This window comes from Citrobacter sp. RHBSTW-00017, assembly GCF_013797615.1.
GTDB lineage: Bacteria > Pseudomonadota > Gammaproteobacteria > Enterobacterales > Enterobacteriaceae > Citrobacter > Citrobacter braakii.
The window spans coordinates 884,840-911,453 of the sequence record NZ_CP056899.1 but is presented as its reverse complement, the minus strand read 5'-3'; the positions used below and the strand labels follow the sequence as shown (position 1 = coordinate 911,453).

At 53.7% G+C, this 26,614-nt stretch carries 22 protein-coding genes, 1 tRNA gene and 6 pseudogenes; 12 read left to right on the top strand and 17 right to left on the bottom strand.

Annotation, left to right across the window (positions count from 1 at the left end):
* Positions 1 to 18 precede the first annotated feature (18 nt).
* Positions 19 to 2,154 (bottom strand): ornithine decarboxylase, encoded by a 2,136-nt coding sequence (locus tag HV037_RS04430; RefSeq protein ID WP_103284473.1) that lies wholly within the window; start codon positions 2,152 to 2,154, stop codon positions 19 to 21.
* Positions 2,155 to 2,622: 468 nt separating this feature from the next.
* Here HV037_RS04430 and HV037_RS04425 point away from each other — a divergent pair, with 468 nt between their 5' ends.
* Both HV037_RS04425 and HV037_RS04420 read left to right on the top strand, forming a co-directional pair.
* Entirely contained in the window at positions 2,623 to 3,330 is a 708-nt protein-coding gene (locus tag HV037_RS04425; protein ID WP_016157451.1) for a DUF554 domain-containing protein, read from the top strand.
* A gap of 105 nt (positions 3,331 to 3,435) precedes the next feature.
* Positions 3,436 to 3,511 (top strand) — tRNA-Phe (locus HV037_RS04420).
* A 195-nt stretch (positions 3,512 to 3,706) separates the two neighbouring features.
* Here HV037_RS04420 and HV037_RS04415 read toward each other — a convergent pair.
* From HV037_RS04415 to HV037_RS04360, 12 genes and pseudogenes are all read right to left on the bottom strand, one after another.
* Positions 3,707 to 4,738 (bottom strand): site-specific integrase, encoded by a 1,032-nt coding sequence (locus HV037_RS04415; protein WP_103284210.1) that lies wholly within the window; start codon positions 4,736 to 4,738, stop codon positions 3,707 to 3,709.
* Between the two features lie 60 nt (positions 4,739 to 4,798).
* Positions 4,799 to 6,304, bottom strand: a complete 1,506-nt coding sequence (locus HV037_RS04410; RefSeq protein WP_233896653.1) for a TraI domain-containing protein — start codon at positions 6,302 to 6,304, stop codon at positions 4,799 to 4,801.
* Positions 6,305 to 6,484: 180 nt separating this feature from the next.
* On the bottom strand, positions 6,485 to 7,993 hold the full coding sequence (locus HV037_RS04405; RefSeq protein ID WP_103284212.1) for a UvrD-helicase domain-containing protein: 1,509 nt from the start codon (positions 7,991 to 7,993) through the stop codon (positions 6,485 to 6,487).
* A 127-nt stretch (positions 7,994 to 8,120) separates the two neighbouring features.
* Positions 8,121 to 8,805, bottom strand: a pseudogene (locus HV037_RS04400) (N-6 DNA methylase).
* A 222-nt stretch (positions 8,806 to 9,027) separates the two neighbouring features.
* Positions 9,028 to 9,846 (bottom strand): annotated as a pseudogene (locus HV037_RS04395) (DUF1281 domain-containing protein); the annotation flags it as partial.
* A gap of 105 nt (positions 9,847 to 9,951) precedes the next feature.
* Entirely contained in the window at positions 9,952 to 10,938 is a 987-nt protein-coding gene (locus HV037_RS04390) for an ArdC-like ssDNA-binding domain-containing protein (RefSeq protein ID WP_103284214.1), read from the bottom strand.
* Between the two features lie 81 nt (positions 10,939 to 11,019).
* Positions 11,020 to 11,259 carry a hypothetical protein gene (locus HV037_RS04385; RefSeq protein ID WP_233896654.1) on the bottom strand — a complete coding sequence of 80 codons (240 nt, stop codon included), beginning with the start codon at positions 11,257 to 11,259 and terminating at the stop codon, positions 11,020 to 11,022.
* Between the two features lie 190 nt (positions 11,260 to 11,449).
* Complete coding sequence (locus HV037_RS04380) at positions 11,450 to 12,052, bottom strand: DUF3085 domain-containing protein (RefSeq protein WP_103284215.1); 603 nt, start codon at positions 12,050 to 12,052, stop codon at positions 11,450 to 11,452.
* A gap of 74 nt (positions 12,053 to 12,126) precedes the next feature.
* Positions 12,127 to 12,774 (bottom strand): annotated as a pseudogene (locus HV037_RS04375) (hypothetical protein).
* Between the two features lie 84 nt (positions 12,775 to 12,858).
* On the bottom strand, positions 12,859 to 13,224 hold the full coding sequence (locus HV037_RS04370; protein ID WP_006781400.1) for a hypothetical protein: 366 nt from the start codon (positions 13,222 to 13,224) through the stop codon (positions 12,859 to 12,861).
* Between the two features lie 96 nt (positions 13,225 to 13,320).
* Positions 13,321 to 13,695: a hypothetical protein gene (locus HV037_RS04365; RefSeq protein WP_103284216.1), complete on the bottom strand. Its 375-nt coding sequence runs from the start codon at positions 13,693 to 13,695 to the stop codon at positions 13,321 to 13,323.
* Positions 13,688 to 14,056 (bottom strand): hypothetical protein, encoded by a 369-nt coding sequence (locus HV037_RS04360; protein WP_158655790.1) that lies wholly within the window; start codon positions 14,054 to 14,056, stop codon positions 13,688 to 13,690. The genes HV037_RS04365 and HV037_RS04360 overlap by 8 nt, the downstream gene beginning before the upstream one ends.
* A gap of 251 nt (positions 14,057 to 14,307) precedes the next feature.
* Here HV037_RS04360 and HV037_RS04355 point away from each other — a divergent pair.
* The 4 genes and pseudogenes from HV037_RS04355 to HV037_RS04340 all read left to right on the top strand — a co-directional run bounded on the left by HV037_RS04355 (position 14,308) and on the right by HV037_RS04340 (position 17,138).
* Positions 14,308 to 14,930, top strand: a pseudogene (locus HV037_RS04355) (recombinase family protein).
* 46 nt (positions 14,931 to 14,976) lie between these two features.
* Complete coding sequence (locus tag HV037_RS04350; RefSeq protein WP_001118645.1) at positions 14,977 to 15,900, top strand: IS5 family transposase; 924 nt, start codon at positions 14,977 to 14,979, stop codon at positions 15,898 to 15,900.
* 54 nt (positions 15,901 to 15,954) lie between these two features.
* Positions 15,955 to 16,311 (top strand): annotated as a pseudogene (locus tag HV037_RS04345) (IS6-like element IS26 family transposase); the annotation flags it as partial.
* Positions 16,312 to 16,637: 326 nt separating this feature from the next.
* On the top strand, positions 16,638 to 17,138 hold the full coding sequence (locus HV037_RS04340) for a non-heme ferritin-like protein (RefSeq protein WP_001752509.1): 501 nt from the start codon (positions 16,638 to 16,640) through the stop codon (positions 17,136 to 17,138).
* Positions 17,139 to 17,454: 316 nt separating this feature from the next.
* On the opposite strand, the gene HV037_RS04335 is transcribed toward HV037_RS04340, so the two are convergent.
* The 4 genes and pseudogenes from HV037_RS04335 to HV037_RS04320 form a co-directional block, all read right to left on the bottom strand.
* A complete protein-coding gene (locus HV037_RS04335) occupies positions 17,455 to 18,435 on the bottom strand; it encodes an IS5-like element ISKpn26 family transposase (protein WP_000019445.1) in 981 nt (326 codons plus the stop codon).
* A 277-nt stretch (positions 18,436 to 18,712) separates the two neighbouring features.
* Positions 18,713 to 18,994, bottom strand: coding sequence for a helix-turn-helix transcriptional regulator (locus HV037_RS04330; RefSeq protein ID WP_000780222.1), 282 nt, complete (start codon positions 18,992 to 18,994; stop codon positions 18,713 to 18,715).
* Positions 18,975 to 19,302 (bottom strand): annotated as a pseudogene (locus tag HV037_RS04325) (type II toxin-antitoxin system RelE/ParE family toxin). Before HV037_RS04325 ends, HV037_RS04330 begins: the two are co-directional and overlap by 20 nt.
* 418 nt (positions 19,303 to 19,720) lie before the next feature.
* Complete coding sequence (locus HV037_RS04320; RefSeq protein ID WP_103284222.1) at positions 19,721 to 20,674, bottom strand: IS110 family transposase; 954 nt, start codon at positions 20,672 to 20,674, stop codon at positions 19,721 to 19,723.
* Between the two features lie 187 nt (positions 20,675 to 20,861).
* On the opposite strand from HV037_RS04320, the gene HV037_RS04315 reads away from it, so the two are divergent.
* From HV037_RS04315 to HV037_RS04290, 6 genes are read left to right on the top strand one after another with little or no spacing between them, the layout of a single operon-like run.
* The gene (locus HV037_RS04315; RefSeq protein WP_004393990.1) at positions 20,862 to 21,470 is read left to right on the top strand and encodes a TetR/AcrR family transcriptional regulator; all 609 of its coding nucleotides are present in this window, start codon (positions 20,862 to 20,864) and stop codon (positions 21,468 to 21,470) included.
* Entirely contained in the window at positions 21,467 to 22,618 is a 1,152-nt protein-coding gene (locus HV037_RS04310; protein WP_022652304.1) for an efflux RND transporter periplasmic adaptor subunit, read from the top strand. The genes HV037_RS04315 and HV037_RS04310 overlap by 4 nt, the downstream gene beginning before the upstream one ends.
* Positions 22,615 to 23,820 carry an ABC transporter permease gene (locus tag HV037_RS04305; protein ID WP_022652303.1) on the top strand — a complete coding sequence of 402 codons (1,206 nt, stop codon included), beginning with the start codon at positions 22,615 to 22,617 and terminating at the stop codon, positions 23,818 to 23,820. The genes HV037_RS04310 and HV037_RS04305 overlap by 4 nt, the downstream gene beginning before the upstream one ends.
* 1 nt (position 23,821) lies before the next feature.
* Positions 23,822 to 24,532 carry an ABC transporter ATP-binding protein gene (locus HV037_RS04300; RefSeq protein ID WP_004393997.1) on the top strand — a complete coding sequence of 237 codons (711 nt, stop codon included), beginning with the start codon at positions 23,822 to 23,824 and terminating at the stop codon, positions 24,530 to 24,532.
* A 28-nt stretch (positions 24,533 to 24,560) separates the two neighbouring features.
* Positions 24,561 to 25,034, top strand: coding sequence for a cytochrome c (locus tag HV037_RS04295; RefSeq protein ID WP_016236502.1), 474 nt, complete (start codon positions 24,561 to 24,563; stop codon positions 25,032 to 25,034).
* A complete protein-coding gene (locus HV037_RS04290; RefSeq protein WP_011784757.1) occupies positions 25,021 to 26,508 on the top strand; it encodes an efflux transporter outer membrane subunit in 1,488 nt (495 codons plus the stop codon). The genes HV037_RS04295 and HV037_RS04290 overlap by 14 nt, the downstream gene beginning before the upstream one ends.
* The last annotated feature ends 106 nt before the right edge of the window (positions 26,509 to 26,614 follow it).

The following is a 26,614-nucleotide window of genomic DNA, read 5'->3' as shown; positions in this document are numbered from 1 at the left end:
TATTTGGTCAGATGACGCTTACTTCAGAACATATCCATACAGACGTTTAATACCGTCTGCATCCGTTTCACTGTAAACCCCTTGCAGCTCCGGCGAGAAGCCCGGCAGCAGGTTTATGCCCTCTTCCAATGCCAGGAAGTAACGTTGCACCGCCCCGCCCCATACTTCGCCCGGTACCACGCACAGTACGCCCGGAGGATAAGGCAGCGCGCCTTCTGCCGCAATGCGACCAGCGGCATCACAAATACGCACCAGTTCAACATCACCGCGGATAAAGGCGCTGTTAGCATCCTGTGGGTTCATCGCCACGGCAGGCAAACTCTCCTGACGGAACATCGCTTTTTGCAGATCTTTCACATCAAAGCTGACGTACAGTGAGTGCATCTCCTGACACAGTTCACGCAGCGTGTAATCCCGGTAACGTACCGGATACTTGTTGAAGATGGTGGGCAGCACGTTTGCCAGCGGCGTATCGTCTTCAATATGCTGCTCAAACTGCGCCAGCATCGCGACCAGTTGCGCCAGTTTCTCAGCGCTTTCTGCCGGGGTCAGCAGGAACAGAATCGAGTTAAGGTCGCATTTCTCCGGCACGATACCGTTTTCACGCAGATAATGCGCCAAAATCGTCGCCGGAATACCAAACTCAGTATATTGCCTGGTTTGCGCATCAATGCCCGGAGTGGTTAACAGCAGTTTGCAGGGATCGACAAAATACTGGTCGCGTGCATATCCAGAAAAACCATGCCATTTAGCTCCAGGTTCAAAGCTAAAGAAGCGACGCTCGCTGGCAATCACCTGTGTCGGATAGCTTTCCCACGGTTTGCCATCCACTATCGGAGGAATAAACGGTTGAAGCAGCTTACAGCGGGTAATAATCGCTTTGCGGGCCTCGATCCCCAGCATCACACATTCCGCCCATAGCCGACGGCCGCTCTCGCCTTCATGGATTTTGGCGTTAACGTCCAGCGCCGCAAACAACGGGTAAAACGGGCTGGTGGAAGCATGCAGCATAAACGCATTGTTCAGACGCTTATGCGGGCAGAAGCGCGCCTGGCCGCGAATATGGTTATCCTTTTTATGGATCTGCGAGGTTTGCGAGAATCCGGCCTGCTGTTTGTGTACCGACTGAGTGACAAAGATCCCCGGATCGTTAGCATTGAGCTCTAGCAGCAGCGGCGACCCATCGGCCATCATCGGGATAAATTGCTCGTAACCGACCCATGCGGAATCAAACAGGATGTAATCGCACAGGTGACCGATCTTGTCGATCACCTGCCGGGCGTTGTAGATCGTACCGTCATAGGTACCCAACTGAATGATCGCCAGACGGAACGGGCGCGGTTGATCAGCCTTTTGCGGCGCAACTTCTCGAAGTTGCTGGCGCAGATACTCCTCATCAAAGCAGTGCTCATCAATGCCGCCAATAAAGCCAAACGGATTACGCGCCGCTTCCAGATAAACCGGCGTAGCACCCGCCTGGATCAGCGCCCCGTGGTGGTTCGATTTATGATTATTGCGGTCAAACAGCACCAGATCGCCGCGCGTCAGCAGCGCATTGGTGACCACTTTATTGGCCGCAGAGGTCCCATTCAGCACAAAGTAGGTTTTATCCGCGTGGAAAACTTTCGCGGCAAATTTCTGCGCATGTTTCGCTGATCCTTCATGAATCAACAGATCGCCAAGCTTAACGTCAGCATTGCACATATCCGCGCGAAACAGATTCTCACCAAAGAACTCATAGAAATGTCGGCCCGCAGGATGCTTCTTAAAAAACTCACCGTGTTGGTGTCCCGGGCAGGCAAACGTGCTGTTCCCCATTTCGACATACTGGGTAAGCGTGTCATAGAACGGCGGCAGCAAATCTTCCTCATACTGACAGGCAGCAGATTCCAGCTCCAGCCAGTCCTGAGCCTGACCGCGAATTACCGCATTAACGCCCGCAGGCACATCAACATCAGACTCTGCGAACAGAAACACAGGTAGATGAAAACCGGTGCGTTTCAGCAAAGCCAGGATCCCACTGCGGCTGTCCGCAACGGTAATGACGACTGCCGCAACGTCAGTAAAATCGGTACTGTCCAGCGACACCACCTGACGATGGCTGGACAGACGAGAAACCAGTTCACTACTGGCGGCAATTTTCATTGATTTCATAAGCGCAATAACCCGTTTCGGGAAAATCAAAAGTCCCGGACAACGCCGCATGGCTTTGCCCACGAAATGACAGGTCAAACTGGTTACCAGCCCCGACCGCCAGACATCAGTAAAAGCAGATAGCCTCTGATTTTACTGTTATCCTGCAGTGAGCGTGCGCTGCCCTCACCGCATGGTGCGAGCGTAAAGATAAGTCGCGGGAAGGGGCAAACGTCGCGCAAAAAGGCGATGTTGAAGGCGATGTAGGGGGAGTAATATCATCCCAGGCAGCCCCATTCAGACAGGAGAAAATTCGCGCAATCATGGCACCTTTCAATTACAGGCGCAAGATAAAATCTTGCGCGAAAACCTTACAGATCAGCAAGCATTTCGTCTGAAAGTTGCGGCATAATAATGCAATCTGAAACATAATTTCACCCAGCTAATTGCCTTTAGTATCAAGACGATGATGGGTAAGCAGGAGCAAATGTGGTAATCGGACCCTTTATTAATGCCAGCGCTATTTTATTTGGTGGCATTCTCGGCGCGCTGCTCAGCCAGCATATACCAGAACGCATTCGGGTCTCCATGACCTCTATTTTCGGGCTGGCCTCGTTAGGGATTGGTATCTTGCTGGTTATCAAATGCGCCAATCTACCGGTGATGGTTCTGGCAACGCTCGTCGGCGCGTTAATTGGCGAGTTTTGTCATCTGGAAAAAGGGATCAATGCTGCGGTAGCCAAAGCGCAGCAGCTTTTCACCCGCTCGGACGCCAACGTAACGCACGAATCCTTTATTCAAAGCTATGTGGCTATCATTGTGCTGTTTTGCGCCAGCGGTACCGGGATCTTCGGTGCGATACATGAAGGGATGACCGGCGACCCGAATATTTTAATCGCCAAGTCATTTTTGGATTTCTTCACGGCCATCATTTTTGCCTGCTCATTAGGAATCGCGGTATCCGCCATTTGCATGCCGATGCTGGCAATCCAGTTAACGCTTGCCACCTGTGCAGCACTGATTTTACCCCTGACGACGCCAGCTATGATGGCCGATTTCAGCGCCGTAGGCGGTCTATTGCTGCTGGCAACCGGTTTGCGTATTTGCGGCATCAAGATGTTTGCGGTTGTGAATATGCTTCCTGCCCTGCTGCTGGCAATGCCGCTTTCCGCCGCCTGGACGGCATTTTTTGGCTGAGAATGCGTGCATTAGCAGCAATGTGGTGATAGATTGTGCAGTCTGCATTGATTTGAAGAAATTTCGTTGACGAAGCGAAGCGAATCGGGTTTAATGCGCCTCGTTGCCCGGATAGCTCAGTCGGTAGAGCAGGGGATTGAAAATCCCCGTGTCCTTGGTTCGATTCCGAGTCCGGGCACCACTAATTTTGCATCAAAGCACGCTGGTTAAGAGATGAGAACCTTAACGGGCGGTTAATACAGGGGCCGGTCATTACGGAATGTCCTCCGGTGTAGGCGTATCTGCACTGGTTAACGTTTCTGAATCAGTCCCTCAAGTCAGGGAGCCTGTGACAGCAGGCTCCCTGTTCTCGATCACTGGCAATAATCCCAGTCAATCAGTTTTGTGTCAATAGTTGTAATTCCCTTTCTACACAAAGATCTGTGTGCAGCGACAATTCTTCTTCCAGTGTTTTTCCCACAATGTCCATCTTGAGCTCCACGTATTCCATTGTTGTACTGACACAACGATGACCCAGTAAATCTTTAACCAGTTGAAGATTCCTTTCAGGTGCTTTCATCAGTTCCGTAGCAAGAGTATGTCTGAAACGGTGCGGCGAAACGGCAAAACCGCACTCCTTTGACAAACGGCGAAAGAAAGAGCGGATCTTTTGATGCATCACACTCACATCGTTTCTTTCGAACTTCGGCTTTCTCCCGGCAATATAAAAACTGACATCGAAAAGATTATCTTTTGGCCCGGCTCCGGCTTCTGTTGCCCGTGTGAGGAGAAGCTGTAGCCGCAAACGCAGCTGTTTGACAACGGGAACGCGCCATTCCCTGTGCGTTTTACTCCCCTCAAGGCGCAGATCTATATAGCCTTCTGTCAGATTGACGTCCCTGAGCTGAATATGCAGCAGTTGATTTTGCCTCATTCCCGTATATCTGAGCGTATCCAGAACGGTTATCCAGAACCAGACCGGGTAAAGCGCACTCCGCCCGCCACGTGCAAAAATTTTCCTGTTTGACTCAATTTCAGCCTGCTGCATTATCAGATAAAGTCGGGTTAGCTGAGAGCGGTTTAACGTGCGCTTTTTCTTTCTGTCGCGCTGTACGGTACAATTGTTGAAAGGATTTCTGCCCTCAGGCAATAAACCGCTTTCCATCGCATAGTTATAGAGGGCCCTGAGATGTGCAATTTTGTTGTTCCAGGTTTGCGCAGATTGTTGCTTTTCTCTGAGTACATATCGCCGCCATCTTAGTACTTCATGATGAGTAACCATTAATGGGGTTTTGTCAGCACCCGTGAATTTCCGGAACCCCTTCACAACCTTCGTATAGCTCCATTCTGTTGCAGCGCGCAGGTTTCGGGCGAAGAAGTACTCCTCAAGCAATTCTTCCCATGTGGTATGATGGTTTTTGTCAGACATACAGCATTTCCTTTTTCTATATCAAGCTGCCCGTAAGGGCACTCATGGACTGCCCCTCCTTTAAAGGAAAGACAGAAGCCCGCTGTCTTCAGGGGAAGATACCCCTCTGAAAAGGTGTGTAGTCTTGACGAGATACCCACTTACAGGTTTAAACGTGCCTGCTTTGTCAGGCGAGTGGTAAAGTTTTGCCTTATTAAAACGCTCGCCCCGCCGCACTCTGTGAATATGCAGCTTCTCAAATTCCAGCTGTATGGAATCCCTGCTCAGCTCTGTCCCGCTTTCTCTGATGTAAAGATAAAATATGTCCGGCACCCTGAGAAAGATGAATCCTGCGACGGCATGCGCCCTGGAATCAGGCTGATTAATGTCGATTTGCTTGCTCTTAAGCCCTTCAGAAAGCCACCTGAGGAAGTCAGTTCCAGCCTGTTCTTTTTTTAGTGTTTTTTTTACGTCAATGTCAACGCTGTGTGACGGGATGTTATCCTCAACACCTTGCTCAGGGAAAGAGTCTTCTGCTACCTTCTGATTTATCTGATGCTTATCAGTTTCGAGAGGCAGTTCATTAAGAGATAAAAACTCTGACCCGTCATCTGCTTTAGTACTGGCTGAGGAATCTTCTTCACCCGCTTTGGCCCCGGTCACTTCAGTCATTTCGGTTGCACTGAAAAGACTCAGTAGCATCTCTGTATCAGCTTCCTCTTTATCGCCAGGATCACATTCCGTAACCCCACCTGCCTTCTCATTGCTGACCGGATTGAAGCCATCGACCATTGAGACAGGTGTGATAGAAGATGCAAGCTGAGTAACCTGCATATCTGAGATTTCGGGCGATGCAGTTTTGGGTGTTACATCTGATGAGGGTTGTAATTCAGTCTCTTGATCAGGCGGCGTTTGTAGAATGGAAAGGGCCGGCTCTGCGAGGGTACTGACTGTCTCATGTGCCCCTGATATCTCCTGCGAAGGCGATTCCACCTTTTCAGCGGCCTGCTTCATCAGGCTTCGTATCAATGGCATGCCCGAATGCTGATTCCAGAGCGCGCCGGCAAGGTTGCCCAGTGCCTCGGGATTCTCTGCCAGCCAGCCCGTCGCCTCTGCCGGCATAAGTTGTCCGGCGGCAAGGGCCGCAAATGCTGATGCGTTCTCTGCCTCCCGAAACCGAAAACGATAAGGCGAGTCCGGAACGGTCATTCCCGGAAGCCAGCCTTTACCGTCAAGCAACTCCCCCTCCAGAGTCGCAAGAAGAGGCAGGTGCCAGAACAGCGCCGACCAGAAAATCACCGCATTCCACATCACGTTTTGCTCTGCCTGCTCTTCCGGTGCCGCGCCGGGGGGGAACATGTACCCTTTTGCCAGCCTGACCGCACAGGTCGTGAACTGCAGCGTAAGGTCGCCGAAGCCGTCTGACTGCGACCACCGTCCCTGCTGCGCGGCCGGCACATTCTGTACCCTGGCTAATAAACCATTAAGGGGCGCTAAATAGAGTCGCTGATACAGGTCTGCGGGCAGAGAGCAGTTCTCCCATATTTGCTGCAGGCAGGTTTTTCGTAGCGGGGTGGCGCACAGCATACCGGCCCCACGCGGGGCGTGGTAGCCGACGGGCGTGACTGTGGATATAGGATGTACTGCTTCTGGTTCGCCTTTTGAAAACAGAGACCTCAGGGTCCGGATTCTGCTGAGCATGATGTTCTCCTGGTACAGGGCTGCTCAGTGTTATGACCCTCCCTGCTCCGCACCATAAAAAACCAGTTATTCAGTCCCGGAAGTTTCTCCCGTGTCGCCGGGCATAACGGCATCGTTTTCATCATCGCCCTCACCGGCTTCGCTGCCGTTATCATCATCGTCCTCGCCGGCCTCGCTGAGCCAGCGCATCAGCTCGTTAAGCACAAGCGTCTCTCTTGCCCGGGTGACAGCCACATACAGCAGGTTAGTCTCATCCTGTCGCTCTTCCTGCGAGAGGAGCGGATCGGTAATGTCAGTAAAATCCTCACTCAGCATTACCACCGGCCATTCCAGGCCTTTGCTGCGGTGTGCGGTTGAAACCGTGACCTGAGCGTCTTTTTCATGAGTGACGACCTGACGGCGCATAATGGCCAGTTTTTGCGGAAGCGGGAAAAAGTCATCGAGCAGGCGAATAGCCTGATTCATCTCCACGTCCTGGGTGGCCTTTGCTATCGAGCAGTATTCATCGAAATCCCGGTAGTCCCGGCCCAGGCGCGGGGACTGCATCTTTTCAGGCATATCGGCGGAGAACCAGTACAGGTCTTCCAGCTCCTCCGTTTTGTAGCCTTCAATCCCTCCGATCCAGAAGACTTTTTTCTCCATGAGGCTTGCCGTCAGGGCGCTGCCGATTACGCCGGACACCGTCCTGCTCAGTACAGCAATATGCTCAGCCCCTGCCGGAAGGCTGCTGACGACAGCATCCTGCCCCCCGTTACCTGTCACGCGCTTTTCCTCTCCGGCACGTTCAAGCAGGATGTTGGCCATCCGCGCGACCTCAGGGCCAAACCGAAAACTTGCTGTCAGCCACAATCTGTCTGCCTGCGCCAACTGCGGGGCACTCAGTGCATTATCTGCCCCGCGAAACCGGTATATTTGCTGGTAACGGTCGCCGACCAGAATGACCCGGCAGGGCTGATTCAGCACAAATGCACTGGTCACCGGATTGGCGTCCTGTGCCTCGTCGAAGAGGATGGTGTCCCAGCGTTTTGACAGGTCAGGATGAGAAAGCTGGAACAGTTTAAGGTAGGTGTCGTGCGTGACGGGAAAGACTGAATCAGTACGGCTCATTTCATACCACAGGATTTGGATCGCCCCCAGAATTTTACCTGCATCGAGACCGTGGCGATCATCCTCAGACGGCAGATGTATCAGCCCCGGCTCGGGGTCAGCACTGCAGAGGAACATGTTCAGCCCGCTGAGCGCCAGCCGCGCCAGCGGCCAGTGGCGGGTATTGAGCTTTCTGGCCACATCCGTAATGCGCAGACTGGCTGTCAGTCGGTCACGGAAATGCTTGCCGAAACGGGCCCATGCAAGCTGATGCGACGTTTTACACTCTACATTAAATGGGAATTTGCGTTCAGCCTCATCCCGCACAGCGCGATTATAGGCGAGGTAAAGCATCTTACTTTCCGGGTTGGCTTCAGCGTAGTTCACTAACGTGGAGGTTTTTCCTGTGCCTGCAAACGCATTTACCACAAGATGATTACCCTTCCATTCGATGATGGCGTTTTGTTCGGCTGTTGTTTTCCAGGTCACTGTGTTCTCCCGCAGCAGCAGATGTGAAAAAAACAGCCTGACAGCGGGAAGCGTTCACTACGATAAAAAACCAGATACCCTGCTTCAGAAATAAAAAACGCTCCCGGCCGGGAGCGTGTGGATGTGATTATGCCGCCTGAAAGAGCCGTGAACTCAGACGAACAGGCCAGCCGCCGAGATAATGCCCGGGTGTGTAAAGTATCCGGCGTCGTTCATTCGCCAGGGTATTGCCTACCACCACTTCGCCGGCAATCCCGCACAGGGACAGCTGTATGTATGCCATTCCGGCCGCAAGCGGATCGATATCTGTCGCGGAGACCCACAGATACCGGTGCGGTGGCCACCCCCCCTTTTCGCAGAACATCGGCAAATGCCAGTACCATGCAGCCGGCACCGCACGCAGGTTCACTCAGGGTGATGAAGGGTTTGTCACGGAACAGCGCTTCAGTATCGCCCAGCTGCATGGCAGCCATCATTCTGGCCACGTCCCAGGGCGTGAAAAACTGCCCCCTGTATTTATCACCCAGCTCCAGCTGCATGAAGACGCGCCCCAGGAAGTCCCCGGACGCTTCACCCAGCCCGTTAACAACGTGGGCCAGCAGCTGCGACATGCGCGTGACGTCCTACTTCTCGTATCCACGAACTATACGCAAATACTTCTGCTCCCGGGCTTCACTAAAGCAAAGCCGGTTTTCCAGCGCGATGACGCTGCAGCAGATGAAGTCTTCGAACACTTTAAACCGGTGATGATACCGGGCCGTCTGACTGAACAACTTAACAAAGGCTTTTTCGTGGTTAATCATGCCATGCATGCGTCTTCTCCATAAAAAAAGGGAACATGCACCCTGACCAGGGGACGTGTCCCCTGAGGGTAAAAAGCCACGGCATTGCCGTGGCGGGGTTAACGGAGGAACAGGATTTTACCCCCGGACCTCACGATAAGATGCTGCTTCCTGAGCCGGTAACGCCGGCTCATCGCTGACGAGATAAAGCACCTGACCAGGCTGAGACGCGCCGGCCGCACCTTTGTATCCGTCGACATGTTCACCGCCGTCATAGCAGTCGTAACCGCTGAGCCCGCTCACGGGCTCGCTGTAGCTGTGACGCACCTCGCAGTCAAACACCGCTGAGATTTCCCCGACAACCTCACCTGACGGCGGGAGCCAGGGCGTATCCATCTGCAACATAAGACTGTTTGGCGAATGCCGCTGCCAGTTGACATTGTGCCCGGCAGGCCACTCCATGCCGTACTGCCGGCAGTAGAGGCTGGTTGTGGTCGATACGCCTGACATCAGCCCCCCGGAACCGTTCAGTTCTGCTGCCAGCCGCGTAGGTATGACGGCCAGCATATCGCAGGGCTGGGAGCGTTCAGGATACTGGCTGAGCCGCTCCCAGGCAGCCGAAGGATCAGACTCCTCGCCGGCACTGACCAGACCAAACCAGTCGGTGTATTGCCGGCCGGTCAGCTCTGCCATAACGTCACGGGCTGAGACGGGGATGTTTTCCCATTTCAGCGCACCCAGACCTGACTGGTGATACAGCCGGTCAATGGCCCGGATGGTTTCCGCATCAAGAACGGCATCCTTCAGCAACAATGCCAGCCAGTTTTCAAACGCCTGGTTGGCCGCAGTGGAAAGCCCTGTGCCTGCACGGACCAGCCCCTGAAAGGGTGGATACGACGTGGTGCGCACCGGCTTGAGTATCCCCGCCGCGCCGGCCAGAAAAAGCTGTATGCTCTGCTGCACGGCATGGCGGTGACGCGGGACGTCAGTCCCGTTTATCCACTGCAGCATGACGTCGATGCAGACGGATTTACCGGTGATTTCCAGGCGGTTATGACACCATTCTGACATAGTGAATACTCCTCTTTCATAAAAAAAAGAGGACACAGCCCCGTGAGGAGCGGTGTCCTCACGGGACGGCGACAGTTACGGAATAACCGTCACCGGATAAGTTAATTACGCCGCCACAGCCTGACTTTCATGCAGTGCCAGCAGATATTCCGACGCTTCCCGGGCATGCCGGCAGGCGCGGAACAGGGCCTTTTTGTCAGATTTCAGCACCTTCAGCCAGTGGTCCACATAGCTGTCGTGCTGAACCTCACCGAACACGCCGAGCTGAGCACACAAAAACGCGCTGCCCATTTCGGCGATGAGCTCCTCAAAGGCATACACCGGGTCCCCGAACTGCCGAGATGAGGAGGTTATCCCCTCCCGGTTAAGTCGCTTCGCATGACCGGTACTGTGTACCAGCTCATGCAACAGCGTGGACCAGCAGTCCGCCTCCGTAAAAAACTGCTCAGCCATCGGCATCACAATTTCATCCGTCAGCGGGCGGTAATAAGCCCGGTTCTGAGGCAGCATCCGGTGTTTAACCCCTGTGGCGTTAAACATCTGGATCACCCTGTTCATCACATCCGGACAGAGTATGCCGTCCTCATCCACCGTCGGGGGTTGTTCAGGAGAGGCCGCAACCTCTGCCGGCAACCCCTCACACTGCTCAGCGTTGAACAGCTGCAGGGGTTTGAGCATCGGCACGGTTTCCATCAGCGGTTTACCGTCACTGTCATAAAGGCGGTTGCCTTCGCGATCCTCCGCCTGCTTCGTCCAGTCCTTATAAACCACCGCCAGGGTGGCTTTCTCTCCCTTACGCACCTGCCCGCCAGCCTGCTGTGCCTGCCGGTAAGTCATCCAGCGGTTATTGCGAAAACCCTGCTCTTCCGCTGACATCCAGAGAAGCAGGACATTCACGCCGCTGTAGTGACGTCCGGTTGTGGCATTCAGGGGCAGACCGGCCAGACCGCTGCCGGCAGCCGCGCGCCACGGCTTACGCCAGGGCGCGACGCCGTTTTCCAGCGCGATAACAATGCGGTCGGTGATCTGGCGATAAAGGTCAGTCTGTTTTGCCGGACGGCGGGCCGCCTTGTGTGAAGTCGTTTTTTTCATGAGATATACCTTTAATCAGAGGCATACCCCTGCGCCGGCGGGCGCAGAGATACGCCCGTCGACGGGAAATTCAGAAGTCAGTTACCATGCGGCATAAAACCACAGGTATTCATGTTCAAAGTCAAAATCACTGAGCAGGCTTTCCAGCCTGTCACGCAGGGTGAAAACGTACTGCAGCCGGCGTTGAAGAAGCGGATTATCCTCATTACCCTCTGTAAATGTCGCAATCGCACAGTCCAGCCTCTCTTTCAGTTGCTGAATATGCTCGCGTGACAGTTCCAGACAGGTCGCGTTTTCCACCTCACCGACATGCTTATCCACCTAGGTAATCAGTGAAAAATCGCGGCTCAGTTCACACACCGGATGATACGGTGCCGGTACTGCGACGATCTGCCTGTGCTGGCTGTAGAGAAAAATATCCAGTCCCATATGGGCCTCCTTCGGTTCAGAAAGAGGTAGGAACTTTTCCGGCAGGAACTTTTCCGGCAGGAAAAGTCCCTGCCGGGGTGAGTTAACGTCCGGTTATTCGCAGCGCCCCCTGCGGGGTCACCTGCGATAACCTGGCCTGCAGCCTGCCACAGGCGTTCAGAAAGGTTTGATGATCTTCAGGCTTCGCCCGCTTACAACTGATGAAGGCCGCCTGCTTTAGCAGACGCACGGTGTTTTCACGCCAGCGGCAAAGTTCATCAGGCCAGACACAGGCACTGAAGTGACAGACTGCACTCGTCAAAAGCTGATCGGCTTTCTGGCGGTACTGCGCGACTTTCACCCGGTCAGTCGCTGCGGTGAGCACCTGTATCTGTGTGTCGGTAATCAGGATCCTCAAGTCCGTCCTGCCGGACAGTACAGAGGTGGCTACCGCGTCGCTTATCGACAGTGATTCAATGAAATCATCGCCGCCGGCAAGCAGGCGTGCCGTGTCGTACCAGTCCTCATTTTTCTGAGGGTGACACCCTGCGGCATTCGCAATACGCGGCACCGGATCGTTGCCCTGCCAGGCACCGGTGGCCGGCATAAGATAAACACCCTCATCCTTTGCTAGGTGAAGCTGACCTCCCTGCATGCGGGCGGTCAGCAGGACGTTCGTCAAATCTTTGTTGTCGAAAAAAAGCATGGGCTCTCCTGTAAAAACGGGAGAGCCGCCCCGTCCGGAGTGATCTCTCCCGACGGGGTTAAAGTCAGTACCGTTTACAGCGCGTCAGTTTCTTCCGCGACCCGTTTCAGTTCATACAGCTGAAATTCAGCCTCCGTAAACGCATTCCAGTCGTCGTTGCTCAGCACACGCTCACCACCGGAGAGCAGCTGCAGCAGCAGGGAATCAAACGCATCACCACGCACCGGCGTTTTCAGTACCGGCTGAGGCGCGGTCAGCGTCGGCTGCTCAGGCAGGCCGAGATGTCGCTCAATCCAGCGTAACGGTAACGCCCAGCTGCGGCCTTCGTCAGAAGAATGTATCCGAAAGCTGCCCGGACACTGGTTATGCAGCAGGACCATCACAATGCGTGCAAAGAAATCGCAGGGTTGATGCTGAAAATCCAGCTCCTGGATACTCAGCGTATTGCGGTTGCGCTCACGCTCAATGGTCATGTTGACCGGCCAGACACTGCCGCCTGTGTCGCCACAAAACGCCATGACATCAGCAACCGGAAACAGATCGGCAGCGCGATTAAGCGACGGCAAATACGTATTCCCCGGACGCAGACGCACCGGCAGTTGTCAGAAAGTTTCTGTGACGGCCAGAACGAAAGCATGCCAGTGTCGCAACGGAACCGTGCTGACGTGCTCGATGGTGTAGACAACCGACATGGAAGCCGGCGAAGAAAACAGGTTTTTCATCGATAAATCCTCCGCGAATAAAAAAGGGGGGATTTATCCCCCGGACGGGAGTAAATCCCCGTCAGGGTGTGTTCTGACTGCTGGTTACATCCGTTCGAGAGCCGCTATAGCCCGATCACACCGGGCATCCTGGATACCTTCATCCACGGCCTTCTCCCAGAAGGGCCGGTTAATTTCTTTTCCCAGCTCGTCCAGCGTGAAGAGCAAATTTTTAGACGTATCAGGCAAAGGCGGAATATCGCCTTCCCCGAGTAAAAAGACAAACCAGCCATAAGCTGTGCCGGTGCCAATGATGGAATCTTCCAGAAACGTCAGTTCATTCGGTTCATCCCGGTCCGTATGAAGATCGAGACGCTGGAATGCCCTTATGCTCAGAAGTTCACTTTCAAGCAGGCAAAGCCAGCTGAGCGTGTCCAGTGGAGTTTTAAGCGTATAAACGTCTGTGTGCATGGGTATATCCTCAGGTAAATAACGGGATATTCCCTCCGACGGAGAGATATCCCCGTCAGGGTCCACAACATTTTTTGACCGGCGTTCATCAACCGATCAGTTCAGTGCATATGAATCAGATTGCTCCTGATACACATATTCAGGATTAAAGCGCAGGCTTTTCAACGCAGCTACCGACAGTGGATCTACGGAATTTATGCCCGAAACGGCCACGCCATCCAGTATGTCGCCAGCCTCCACCCGGGGAGAATATCCGTAATACTGACACCATACACAGAGTTCGAGGTCAGCCGGATCACAATCACCGAGCGGTGCGACAAAAACCTGTTCGCCACAGGAGACGTTATCTCTGAGGATTTCGCCACGGATGAAAACGCCACTTACGGGGCCATACTGAGTGGGGCATACATCCCGTCGCGTCTCAGACATCGACAGAATACGGAAAGTGACATCGTGCAGTGCTTCAGTCATGAGAATGCCCTCCGAAAAGAAAACGGTAGCGCAGGTGTGCCAGATGCTGTGCCTGACGGCAAGCATGGCGGTATGCGTTTCGACGACCTGTTATTCCCTCAGGAAAGGAAACCGGCAGGCGGTGAAAAACATACTCGGCGCGGTGGCAACCTGTACGAACGGTAAGAAAGACGTTAACGCCCTGGTGTTTGACAGCAGTGATATGCGCACGGACGGCATAATTGCCCGAACCGTTGACATACCAGCTGCTGTTGCGATGCAGATAAATGAAAGATTTCAATCTCCGGACAGCTGCGTCAGCAGACTGCTGAAGCTGAGTAAGGAGATGTTCAGGGAAAACCGCAGAAGAGATGACAGACATGGTGTTTCTCCATAAAAAAAGGGAAACACCTGCCCGACCGGGAAGTGTTTCCCGTCGGGGAGTCAGAAAAAACAACATTCTGACTGTCTGGTTAGTACAGAAGGAACCTTTATCGTCGCGTCATAGTGCGCTTACATTGACGATATCTGCTCTCAAAGGTGTGCAGATTTACCAAAGTTTGCTCCCTTTCAGGTTGCAGGAGCTTTTTTGTAGCCACCCGAAGGCGATTCTCACAGGCTACTGAACCATTGGTGATTGCAAAAGCAACGTATAAGCCTGTTCATTTTCAGAGCAAATGGAGCTTATGTCAACTGTGGTATCAAATGGGTATAGCTGGCTGGTATGTTGAAAATGCTTCAGGTGCAGCATTGCATCGACCGGAACTGATGAGACTGCTTCAGGATGCAGAGCCAGGAGATGCGATAGTTATAGAACAAGTAGATCGGCTTTCACGTTTGGATGATAACGGCTGGGAGTCTTTAAAAAAGATGATTCATGAGAAATCGCTTTCAATAATAAGCCTTGATCTGCCTACAAGTCATATTGCGCTATCCAAATCCTCAACTGATGACTTTACCCGTAGTATGCTCCGGGCAGTGAATAATATGATGCTGGATATGTTAGCCGCAATTGCTCGTAAAGATTATGAAGATCGCCGCAGAAGGCAGATGGAGGGAATTACAAGCGCCAGGGGAAGGGAAAATACAGGGGAAGGCTGGCAGACAAGGGAAAACATGAATAAATAAGAACTCTCCGCAAGAAAAACGGAAAGTCAATAAACGAAACGGCAAGGCTCGCTGGCGTATCACGCATGACTGTTATTCGAGCATGTAAGGATAAAGAGGCTTTGTTGAATAAATCGAACTTTTGCTGAGTTGAAGGATCAGATCACGCATCCTCCCGACAACACAGACCATTCCGTGGCAAAGCAAAAGTTCAGAATCACCAACTGGTCCACCTACAACAAAGCTCTCATCAACCGTGGCTCCCTCACTTTCTGGCTGGATGATGAGGCGATTCAGGCCTGGTATGAGTCGGCAACGCCTTCATCACGAGGAAGGCCCCAGCGCTATTCTGATCTCGCCATCACCACCGTTCTGGTGATTAAACGCGTATTCCGGCTGACCCTGCGGGCTGCGCAGGGTTTTATTGATTCCATTTTTGCCCTGATGAACGTTCCGTTGCGCTGCCCGGATTACACCAGTGTCAGTAAGCGGGCAAAGTCGGTTAATGTCAGTTTCAAAACGTCCACCCGGGGTGAAATCGCACACCTGGTGATTGATTCCACCGGGCTGAAGGTCTTTGGTGAAGGCGAATGGAAAGTCAGAAAGCACGGCAAAGAGCGCCGTCGTATCTGGCGAAAGTTGCATCTTGCTGTTGACAGCAACACACATGAAGTTGTCTGTGCAGACCTGTCGCTGAATAACGTCACGGACTCAGAAGCCTTCCCGGGCCTTATCCGGCAGACTCACAGAAAAATCAGGGCAGCCGCGGCAGACGGGGCTTACGATACCCGGCTCTGTCACGATGAACTGCGCCGCAAAAAAATCAGCGCGCTTATTCCTCCCCGAAAAGGAGCAGGTTACTGGCCCGGTGAGTACGCAGACCGCAACCGTGCCGTTGCTAATCAGCGGCTGAGCGGAAGCAATGCACGGTGGAAATGGACAACGGAATATAACCGTCGCTCGATAGCGGAAACGGCAATGTACAGAATGAAGCAGTTGTTGGGAGATTCACTGACGCTGCGTGACTACGATGGTCAGGTAGCGGAAGCTATGGCCATGGTGCGTGCGTTGAACAGGATGACAAAGGCTGGGATGCCAGAAAGCGTGCGTATTGCCTGAAAATCCAGCCAGCTACAGGGTCGTTCGCACGAAATCTTATTTATTCAACAAAGCCGGTTTCTGGGTAAAATCCTCAACAACGTGAAGAAGTGGCAGATCCCGCGATTCATCAACACGGATAAAGCGCCCGCCTATGGTCGCGCGCTTGCTCTGCTCAAACGCGAAGGCCGGTGCCCGTCTGACGTTGAACACCGACAGATTAAGTACCGGAACAACGTGATTGAATGCGATCATGGCAAACTGAAACGGATAATCGGCGCCACGCTGGGATTTAAATCCATGAAGACGGCTTACGCCACCATCAAAGGTATTGAGGTGATGCGTGCACTACGCAAAGGCCAGGCCTCAGCATTTTATTATGGTGATCCCCTGGGCGAAATGCGCCTGGTAAGCAGAGTTTTTGAAATGTAAGGCCTTTGAATAAGACAAAAGGCTGCCTCATCGCTAACTTTGCAACAGTGCCCCTAATCGTGTTCAGCAGAATAGCCGGAGGAAGTTTCCTACTGTCGATAAGAAAGGATTGGCACAGGGAGTGTGAATATCGAAACACCATCACAGAATAATGCCAGATAGAAATGCGATAGTAGGGTTGGATATTTAAATAAGGAGCATCCCGACTTAAAATGAATATGACTGCGTAACCAGGCGCAATAAAAAAAGCGAAAGAATCGCTTTTATTCTGGTTGTTTTTTCGAAGAGTGACCGTTTTCTGAGATGACAAGAAATAAGGAAGTCCTATGATCGCTAGCGGAATAGTTCAAAAACTGAATGCGCAAATGAATCAGGAGTTTTATACCTCAAATTTGTATCTTCAGCTCAGCCAGAGGTGCAGCGAGAATAGCCTTAATGGCACCGCACTATTTTTGCGTCATCAGGCGCAAAATACGGTGACGCAAATGATGCGCATGTACGAATACATCAAACAGAGCGGCGCCACGCCGGTGTTACAGGAGCAACACGCCCGGTGCGGTGAATTTTCCACGCTGGAAGATCTGTTTGAGCAGACGGTAAGCGATTACCAGAAGCGCATTAATGCGCTGACCTCTTTGACGGAAGACGCCCAGGCAGCAAACGATAAGTCAGCGATTAACTTCCTGAAGCGATACAGAAAAGAGGAAATCGTGGACGGGACGCTGTTGCAAATCATTCTGGATGAAGTCCGCAGCGCTAAAAAAGCGGGCATCAACATGCAGCAAACCGACCACTATCTGGTTGGCGTGATCGATCGCTATCACTAAATCAATTTCGCAGTACGAGGAGGTTTTACGCCTCCTCAGAAAATCTGTTTTACATCAGAAACAGAGGTTTATGCCAGTGAACATTTGATACCCAACACGTCATAGTGATTTTTTAACTTAGCGTTTTTATATCGTGCCAAAAATGTCTCTGCTTGTGTCTTTATATTAAGGAAGGTGCGAATAAGCAGGTCATTTCTTCCCAAGCTGACTCGCTGATTAAAATTTCGCGGATCTGGGCCGATTTTTTTCCCGCAAACACATCGAATCAGCCTATTTAGGCTATTTTTTCCACCATTTCTGGCGTTATTTCCGGTTTTTACTGAGATCTCTCCCACTGACGTATCATTTGGTCCACCCGAAACAGGTTGGCCAGGGTGAATAACATCGCCAGTTGGTTATCGTTTTTCAGCAGCCCCTTGTATCTGGCTTTCACGAAGCCGAACTGCCGCTTGATGATGCGAAACGGGTGCTCCACCCTGGCACGGATGCTGGCTTTCATGTATTCGATGTTGATGGCCGTTTTGTTCTTGCGCGGATGCTGCTTCAAGGTTTTTACCTTGCCGGGACGCTCGGCGATCAGCCAGTCCACATCCACCTCGGCCAGCTCCTCGCGCTGTGGCGCTCCTTGGTAGCCGGCATCGGCTGAGACAAATTGCTCCTCTCCATGAAGCAGATTACCCAGCTGATTGAGGTCATGCTCGTTGGCCGCGGTGGTGACCAGGCTGTGGGTCAGGCCACTCTTGGCATCGACACCAATGTGGGCCTTCATGCCAAAGTGCCACTGATTGCCTTTCTTGGTCTGATGCATCTCCGGATCGCGTTGCTGCTCTTTGTTCTTGGTAGAGCTGGGTGCCTCAATGATGGTGGCATCCACCAAAGTGCCTTGGGTCATCATGACGCCTGCTTCGGCCAGCCAGCGATTGATGGTCTTGAACAATTGACGGGCCAGTTGATGCTGCTCGAGCAGGTGGCGGAAATTCATGATGGTGGTGCGATCCGGCAGGGCGCTATCCAGGGATAATCGGGCAAACAGGCGCATGGAGGCGATTTCGTACAGGGCATCTTCCATGGCACCGTCGCTCAGGTTGTACCAATGCTGCATGCAGTGAATACGCAGCATGGTCTCCAGCGGATAGGGCCGTCGGCCATTGCCCGCCTTGGGATAAAACGGCTCGATGACAGCGGTCATATTCTGCCATGGCAGAATCTGCTCCATGCGGGAGAGGAAAATCTCTTTTCGGGTCTGACGGCGCTTAGTGCTGAATTCACTATCGGCGAAGGTGAGTTGATGGCTCATGATGTCCCTCTGGGATGCGCTCCGGATGAATATGATGATCTCATATCAGGAACTTGTTCGCACCTTCCCTAAGTCACCGGCGGCTTGCCTGCCACACATTGAACATTACAGACCAATTAGCACTTTGTCACCGGGGAAAGATGTAAAGATTATGTATAAATAGATTGGCTTAGAAGTGACATTTCAACTTTGGAGAAACAGGTGACATTTTAAACTTGCTTTAACAAAATTTTGGGACTGACCGAAACAAAAAGGCCAGCCCCGGAGGGCTGGCTATTCAGTACAGGGCAATGACAGGTTTCTTGATGCCGCAGGCGTGAGCGTAGCGGGTCAGTGTGTCGATGCTGGCTTTGGTGATGTTGTTTTCCAGGCGAGAAATAACCGGAGGTGTAACCCCCATGCGTTCAGCAACCTGCGCTTTTGTCAGGTTGTCATGCTTGCGCCATTCAGCAAGCAGCTCCCTGAGCTTTTCCTTACGTTCTTCTTCCTGCCATGCAGCGCGATATTCATCGTCCTGCATCCACTCGTTATGCAGTTCTTTATGGCTTACCAGTTTCATTAAGTACCTCCGCTAACCGCTTTTTGGCGAGATCGATTTCTTTCGCTGGCGTTTTCTGTGACTTCTTGATGAAAACACGGAGCATGATGATGGTATTGCCTTTGTGGTATACCCAGATTCCCCTGGCTATGTCCGTCCCCATCGTGCGGATCTAAAAGTCCATCGCCCAGGGGCTTCGTGTCCGGCTCCCGCAGTAATCGGGCGTCATACTCCAGTTTGCCGATGAGACGGTCAAACTTCACCCTGATTTTTACGGGTAATGCTGTGGCTTCTTCCCTGGCTTCCGGGTGATAAACAACGCTAAACATGTGACCTCCCATTTCTATTAATATTAACCTATAGGCTAATTTCAGACAAGGTAGAATTAACCTATAAGCTAATTTTGTTGGCAGTTATCGTGGCTACCCGGTCACTACCCTGTTAGCGTGAGTTTTCGTTCCACTGAGGAAGGGGGCCGCTTGGAAAACGGAATCTATGGTCACTCCCGTTTTTGCAACACCGATTTTGACGACAAGTTGGCTTGCTTGAATCTATCCGGCGTCTGAATGGGATTTTATTCCCGCGCCTTGATGAGTTCCGCGCCTGATGAACCTCCAGAAAATATACGGCTTCAATGAGCCTTTCCGTTTTACAGGTTCCTCAACAGGCCGGTGGGCCGTTAGTATCATCAATATCAGTATTCGCAAAACCAGATCAGTAATTCTTTAAACCGGTGTATTTCTGCCGTTATGCTACATAAGTTTGCTGTCGTGCCGTTAGGGCCCAGGCTATTCTGGCCATCTTGTTTGCCAGAGCACAAGTGACGACAAAGTTGCTTTTCCGGCACAGTAAATCCCTGACCCAATCGGCCAATTTGCCAGACTGGTGTTCCAGTTTTTGTATGAATACCCTGGCACATTGAACCAACAAAGTTCGGATCTTTTTATTACCTCGCTTACTAATTCCCAGCAATGTCGTCCTACCTCCCGTGCTGTACTGCCTCCCGTCGCCAATCTCAGTTGAAATAGTACTCGCTGTCAGTGTTCCGACGCAGGGAATGCTCAGCAAGCGCTGTCCAACCTCATCTTCGTCCAACTTTCGTTTCAACTGGGATTCCAAATCTTTAATCTGCTCAACAAGATAGTGATAATGCTGTTGTAATTTCAGCAATAACTGGCTGAGGTAAAGAGGCAAACTATTATCCTCAAGAATGGTACTCAGTCGGCTAATAACGGCAGCTCCTCGGGGAACGCTAATGCCAAATTCCAGCAGAAAAGCATGCATTTGATTGGTTGTTTTTACCTTATCCTGAACCAGGGATTCACGGACACGATGCAGAGCCCGCATTGCCTGCTGAGATTCCGTTCTGGGCTGCACAAAACGCATAGACGGACGCGATGCAGCTTCACAAATAGCTTCGGCGTCGACAAAGTCGTTTTTATTGCTTTTAACGAACGGGCGGACAAATTGTGGTGATATCAGCTTTGGGGAATGCCCCAACTCTTCCAACTTGCGTGCCATAAAGTGAGAACCGCCACAGGCTTCCATTGCGATGGTTGTAGCGGGGCATGTCGCCAAAAATTCGATCAACTTTGGCCGGGTAAATTTTTTACGGTAAACAGCCTTCCCGCGACGATCCTGGCAATGAATATGGAAAGAGTTTTTACCCAGATCGATACCAATGAGCGCAATGTTTTCCATGATAGTTCTCCGAATGAAAGCCTGTCCTCAGCATAGTACCGGGAAGGAGGGAGTGACCATCTCATTAAATAAAGCACGTTAAGCCCATTGCAGACTCTAGATATTGACGAGTACGTCGGGTTTTCTCTTGTTTGAGTTGCCTCTTGTGGTAAGATAGTAATCAATTACTATCTTACCAGGAGTGCTCGTGGACACCCATCCAAAGCATCTGCCGGCCGATGAACGTCGTGCCGTAACTGTCGAGTCCGTCGTGGCGCTTGCCGGTTCACAAAACCCAAGCGAGATAACCACTGCGGCTATCGCTAAACACATGAACTTGACCCAGGGTGCGCTGTTTCGGCACTTCCCGAACAAGGAAGCCATTTGGCAGGCGGTCATGGAGTGGGTAGCAGAGCGCCTATTAGCCAGAATCGATCGATCCGCACAAGGAATCGAGTCGCCCTTGGCAGCCATGGAGGCGATGTTCATGAGTCATATCGAATTCGTAGCTGAGCACCCAGGCGTGCCAAGAATGATGTTTGGTGAGCTTCAGCGTGCCGAATCGACACCGGCCAAGCGCATGGTGCAAACCTTGATTCAGCGCTACGGCGAACGTTTGCATCGTCTCATCGAGAAAGGCAAGGCCAGCGGCGAGTTGTCTCCCTCGCTTGACAACGAGGCGGCGGCAACGCTGTTCATTGGCACGATCCAGGGCTTGGTCATGCAATCGCTGTTGGCGGGTGATGTGGGACGTATGCACCGCGATGCGCCGCGCGTCTTTGCAATTTATCGGCGTGGCATAAGGAGTGCGCAATGAAAAAGTTACCCTTGCAAGGCCGCACCCTGGCACTGCTTGCCGTCATCATTCCTTTGCTGGTGCTTTTTATTTATGTCGGTCTGCGATCAGGGCCGCTCGCCCCGGTCGCTGTGACGGTGGCAAGCGTGGAATCACAGGCTATCACACCGGCGCTGTTCGGCATCGGCACGGTGGAGGCGCGCTACACCTACAAGATCGGACCGACGTTTGCCGGGCGCGTCAAACGCCTGGAGGTGCATGTAGGCGACCAGGTCAAGGCCGGACAGGTGCTCGGCGAGATGGAGCCGGTCGACCTTGATGATCGGGTGCGCTCACAGGAGTCTGTATTCAAGCGGGCGGAAGCGGCTTTGCGCGAGGCAGAAGCCCGGCAAGCCTACGCGCAAACCCAGGCGCGCCGCTATGAGCAATTGTTTGCGGTGCGCTCGACCAGCGAGGAAATCGTCACCACCAAGCGGCAGGAACTGCAGATCGCCGATGCCGCCCTATCCGCCGCTCGGGAAGATATTGCCCGGGCACGCTCCGACCGCGAAGCACTCGTCGCGCAGCGGAGCAATCTGCGCCTGATCGCGCCGGTCGACGGTGTAGTCGCCGTGCGCGATGCCGATCCCGGCACGACCATCGTCGCGGGCCAGGCCGTGGTGGAAGTGATCGACCCCAAGAGTTTGTGGATCAATGTGCGCTTCGACCAGATCAGCGCATCGGGGCTGGCTGGGGGGCTGCCGGCTCATATCGTCCTGCGTTCGCGTGGTGGCCAGACCTTGAAAGGTCGCGTGCTGCGGGTGGAACCCAAGGCCGACGCGGTAACCGAGGAAACGCTTGCCAAGGTGACATTCGATAACAAACCAGAACCTTTGCCACCAGTGGGTGAACTGGCCGAAGTCACGGTTGACTTGCCGGCGCTTCCGGCCGCTCCACTGATCCCCAACGCTGCCGTCCAGCGTGAAGGCGATAAAGTTGGTGTCTGGCAAATCGTGGATGGTGATCTGCATTTCTCCCCGGTCAAGCTCGGCACTTCCGACCTCAATGGTTACGTGCAGGTGCGCGAAGGGCTCAAGAATGGGGACCAGGTTGTGACCTATAGCGAAAAGGCACTGACGGCGCGCAGCCGCATCCATGTGGTCGAGCATATCCCGGGAGTTTCACGATGATCAGCCTGGCCGGCCGCGACATTCTCCATGCCTGGGGGAAATTCGTCTTCACCGGCATCGGTCTGGGTCTGCTGATCGGCGTCACCCTAGTCATGGCTGGGGTGTACCGAGGCATGGTGGACGACGGCAAGGCGTTGCTCGACAACAGTGGCGCTGACCTTTGGGTGGTGCAAAAGGATACTCTGGGTCCTTATGCGGAGTCGTCCAGCCTCAACGATGACGTGTATCGCGCCATTCTCGCCATGCCGGGAGTCTCACAGGCAGCGAACGCGACCTACCTGACCATGCAGGTACGCAAGGGCGAGAGTGATGTACGCACCATGGTGGTCGGCATCGCGCCCGGTGCGTTGGGGGCTACACCCGGATGGCCTCCTTATCTCGTCGCTGGACGCCAGATCACGCGCGGTCACTACGAGGCTGTGGCCGACATCGCCACCGGCTTCAAACTGGGAGATCGTCTTGCCATTCGCCGCAATCATTACACCGTCGTGGGGCTGACACGGCGCATGGTGTCGTCCAGCGGCGACCCGATGGTATTCATTCCGCTCAAAGATGCCCAGGAGGCCCAGTTCCTCAAGGACAACGATGCCATCTGGCAAAGCCGGCGTCGCACCGAAGCCAACCCGGTCTTCAATCGACCCGGTGATCCAGGTTTGCTGGATGCCGTGATTGCTTCACAGAGCAGCAACGCGTTCGTCAATGCCGTGCTGGTCACTCTGAAACCTGGTCATGCGCCGGACGAGGTTGCCGAATCCATCCAGCGCTGGAAGCGTTTGACGGTCTACACCCGGGCACAGATGGAAGACATCCTCGTCGGCAAGCTGATCGCCACCTCGGCCAAGCAGATCGGCATGTTCCTTGTGATTCTGGCCATCGTTAGCGCGGCCATCGTTGCCTTCATCATCTATTCGCTGACGATGGACAAAATCCGTGAGATCGCGGTGTTGAAGCTCATCGGCACACGCAACCGAACCATCGCCGCGATGATCATGCAGCAGGCGCTCGCCCTGGGCGTGATTGGCTTCGTGGTCGGCAAGATCACAGCCACCTTTTCAGCACCGGCTTTTCCAAAATATGTCCTGCTCACGCCAATGGATTCTGTCGCCGGTTTTTTTGCCGTGCTCGTGATCTGCGTTCTAGCTAGCCTCGTCGCCATTCGCATAGCACTCAAGGTCGATCCGGCCGAAGCCATTGGAGGTTGAGATGAGTGGCAAAGGGATACACATCGAAAGTTTAAGCAAGCGGTATGGCGATGGTGACACCGCTGTCTTTGCCTTGAGAGACGTGAATATGCATGTTGCGCCTGGTGAAGTGGTGGGACTGATCGGCCCTTCCGGGTCCGGCAAGAGCACGCTGCTCAAGTGTCTGGGTGCGGTGATCGAACCGACCGCCGGTCGCATGACGCTGGGCGATGAAGTGATCTACGCCGATGGCTGGAAAGTCCGCGACCTGCGCGCCTTACGGCGTGACAAGATCGGTTTCGTTTTCCAGGCGCCGTACCTGATTCCGTTTCTCGATGTCACCGACAACGTGGCGCTGCTGCCGATGCTTGCAGGCGTCGCGAATGGAGAGTCGCGCGCGAAGGCACTGGAATTGCTCACAGCGCTTGATGTGCAACACCGAGCTCGCGCAATGCCCTCGCAACTCTCCGGTGGCGAGCAGCAACGGGTCGCCATCGCGCGCGGACTGGTCAATCGTCCGCCGGTGATCCTGGCCGATGAACCCACTGCGCCGCTGGATTCCGAGCGCGCCATGGCTGTAATCCGCATCCTCAACGACATGGCCCGGAAGTTCGAGACCGCCATCATCGTCGTCACCCATGACGAAAAGATCATCCCCACATTCAAGCGCATCTACCACATCCGCGACGGCGTGACCCATGAGGAAGCTGGCGAAGGGCGGGAGTTCGAATGAGAGAACGATTGAATTACAGGAGAATTTCATGACCCACCGCAAACACAGCCACGCATTTGGAACTATCACCCTGACCGTTACGGCCTGCCTGCTTTTATGGGGTTTTCAGTTGCCAGCTTGGGCTGGTGACGCTACCCAGGTTGAGCCACTGGCGCTACGCAAGATCATGCAGGAACTCGGGCGCAACATGCAGGCTATTACCGGTGCGATTTCGCAGGAGGAATGGGTTCAGGTCGTTCAGCTCGCCCCAAAAGTTGCTGCACACCCCGAGCCACCGCTTACTGAAAAAATGCGCATCCTTGCTTACCTCGGCGCTGATGCGACCAAGTTCAGAAACTTTGACGCGCAGACTCACGAGGCGGCGCTGGCCATGAAGCTGGCTGCTGCGAGCAGCGACGGCAAGGCGGTGACCCAATCATTCGCCCACGTGCAGGAAAGCTGCTTGGGCTGCCACCAAGCTTTCCGTAAACCTTTCGTGGAGCATTTTTATGGAGCACGCTAAAACATGCCAGCGCCCCATCAGCCTCGAAAGACGGCTTGCGGCAACTTACCTGGTAGCTGGTCTGGTCACCGCCGGTCTGGCCGGCTGCGCCGCCGGCCCTGATTTTCAGCGTCCCACCGCACCCGATGTGGCTCGCTACACTGCAACACCGGTAGCTGATAGAACCGTGTCCGCTCCCACGCAGTTCGGCGAAACACAACGTCTAGTCGAAGGGCTTCCGATCGAAACGCAATGGTGGCAAAGCTTGGGTTCATCCGCACTCGACGGACTGATAAACGAAGCTTTCCATGTCAGCCCGACGCTGGCGAGCATCAGCGCCAATTTGCGACAGGCGCAGGAGCTTCTTGCCGCACAGGCGGGCTCGACGCAATATCCACAGGTAGATGTCGCACTGGGATCTCAGCGCCAGCAAATGAGTCCCAGTAGCCAAGGGTTGAGCGGAGACGCACGTCAATTCAGCCTCTACAACGCCAGCGTTGGCGTGCATTACAACCTCGATCTGGCTGGCGGCAACCGGCGCGCACTCGAAGCCTTGGCTGCTCGCGCCGACTACCGTCGCTTCGAACTGAATGCTGCGCGCCTGGCCCTTGCCGGCAACATGGCAACCGCTGCCATTACCCGAGCACGCCTCGCCGCGCAACTAGAAGCCACTACTGCCATTTTGCGCGTGCAGGATGAGCAACTGCGCCTGGCCCATGAACGCGTGCGTATCGGTCAGGCCTCACCTGATGAAGCGTTGAGCCTACAAGCTCAGGCGGAGCAAACGCGGGCAGAACTGCCTGCGCTGCGTAAACAACTGCAACAAACCGAACATCTACTGGCGGTGCTAGCCGGTCGTGCCCCAGGCACGGGTGGCATCCCGGCCTTCACTCTGGCCGATTTCACTCTACCCGTCGAGATGCCGCTCGTCGTGCCCTCAGAACTGGTGCGCCGCCGACCGGATATCCAGGCGTCAGAGGCGCTGTTGCATGCGGCCAATGCAGACTATGGTGTGGCTGTCGCCAAGCTCTACCCACAGATCAACCTGAGCGCCAACCTTGGTTCTCAGGCGCTGACCACCGGTGCCCTGTTCGGTGGTGGCTCGGCAGTGTGGGGCCTGGTTGCGCAGCTCACCCAGCCTCTTTTTAATCCAGGGCTACCCGCTGAAAAAAGAGCGGCGCTCGCCGCTTTTGATGCCGCCGTAGCCAATTACCAGAGCGTCGTATTGGAGTCTTTGCGTAACGTCGCCGACACCCTGCGCGCGGTGGAAAGCGATGCACAAACTTTGACTGCCCTCGCTGCCGCTGATATGGCTGCACAGGCCTCCTTGCAGTCGGTCGAGCGGCAATACCGGCTGGGCGCGGCCAGCTACCTGCAACTGCTCATCGCGCAGCAACAGGCACAGTCAATCCGGATCAATATGGTTGCGGTCCAGGCACAACGCCTAGTCGATAGTGTTGCTTTATATCAGGCCCTGGGAGGTGGTGTCAGTTAAGACTAACCCTAACCTGATGTCAGATGTTGAGCACAAACAACGTCAGAGTAGGGTATTAATTTATATTTATTGACACATTCAGCCAAGGGTAATAGATTTCATCCTG

Excerpts from the sequence above, each read along its gene's own strand:
- HV037_RS04415 (WP_103284210.1), bottom strand. The coding sequence starts at position 4,738 with ATGTCTGACAAAAACCATCATACCACATGGGAAGAATTGCTTGAGGAG.
- HV037_RS04370 (WP_006781400.1), bottom strand. The coding sequence starts at position 13,224 with ATGCACACAGACGTTTATACGCTTAAAACTCCACTGGACACGCTCAGC.
- HV037_RS04360 (WP_158655790.1), bottom strand. The coding sequence starts at position 14,056 with ATGTCTGTCATCTCTTCTGCGGTTTTCCCTGAACATCTCCTTACTCAG.
- HV037_RS04305 (WP_022652303.1), top strand. The coding sequence starts at position 22,615 with ATGATCAGCCTGGCCGGCCGCGACATTCTCCATGCCTGGGGGAAATTC.
- HV037_RS04365 (WP_103284216.1), bottom strand. The coding sequence starts at position 13,695 with ATGACTGAAGCACTGCACGATGTCACTTTCCGTATTCTGTCGATGTCT.
- HV037_RS04410 (WP_233896653.1), bottom strand. The coding sequence starts at position 6,304 with ATGCTGTGCGCCACCCCGCTACGAAAAACCTGCCTGCAGCAAATATGG.
- HV037_RS04295 (WP_016236502.1), top strand. The coding sequence starts at position 24,561 with ATGACCCACCGCAAACACAGCCACGCATTTGGAACTATCACCCTGACC.
- HV037_RS04340 (WP_001752509.1), top strand. The coding sequence starts at position 16,638 with ATGATCGCTAGCGGAATAGTTCAAAAACTGAATGCGCAAATGAATCAG.
- HV037_RS04430 (WP_103284473.1), bottom strand. The coding sequence starts at position 2,154 with ATGAAATCAATGAAAATTGCCGCCAGTAGTGAACTGGTTTCTCGTCTG.
- HV037_RS04330 (WP_000780222.1), bottom strand. The coding sequence starts at position 18,994 with ATGAAACTGGTAAGCCATAAAGAACTGCATAACGAGTGGATGCAGGAC.
- HV037_RS04335 (WP_000019445.1), bottom strand. The coding sequence starts at position 18,435 with ATGAGCCATCAACTCACCTTCGCCGATAGTGAATTCAGCACTAAGCGC.
- HV037_RS04300 (WP_004393997.1), top strand. The coding sequence starts at position 23,822 with ATGAGTGGCAAAGGGATACACATCGAAAGTTTAAGCAAGCGGTATGGC.
- HV037_RS04390 (WP_103284214.1), bottom strand. The coding sequence starts at position 10,938 with ATGAAAAAAACGACTTCACACAAGGCGGCCCGCCGTCCGGCAAAACAG.
- HV037_RS04380 (WP_103284215.1), bottom strand. The coding sequence starts at position 12,052 with ATGCTTTTTTTCGACAACAAAGATTTGACGAACGTCCTGCTGACCGCC.
- HV037_RS04290 (WP_011784757.1), top strand. The coding sequence starts at position 25,021 with ATGGAGCACGCTAAAACATGCCAGCGCCCCATCAGCCTCGAAAGACGG.
- HV037_RS04310 (WP_022652304.1), top strand. The coding sequence starts at position 21,467 with ATGAAAAAGTTACCCTTGCAAGGCCGCACCCTGGCACTGCTTGCCGTC.
- HV037_RS04320 (WP_103284222.1), bottom strand. The coding sequence starts at position 20,674 with ATGGAAAACATTGCGCTCATTGGTATCGATCTGGGTAAAAACTCTTTC.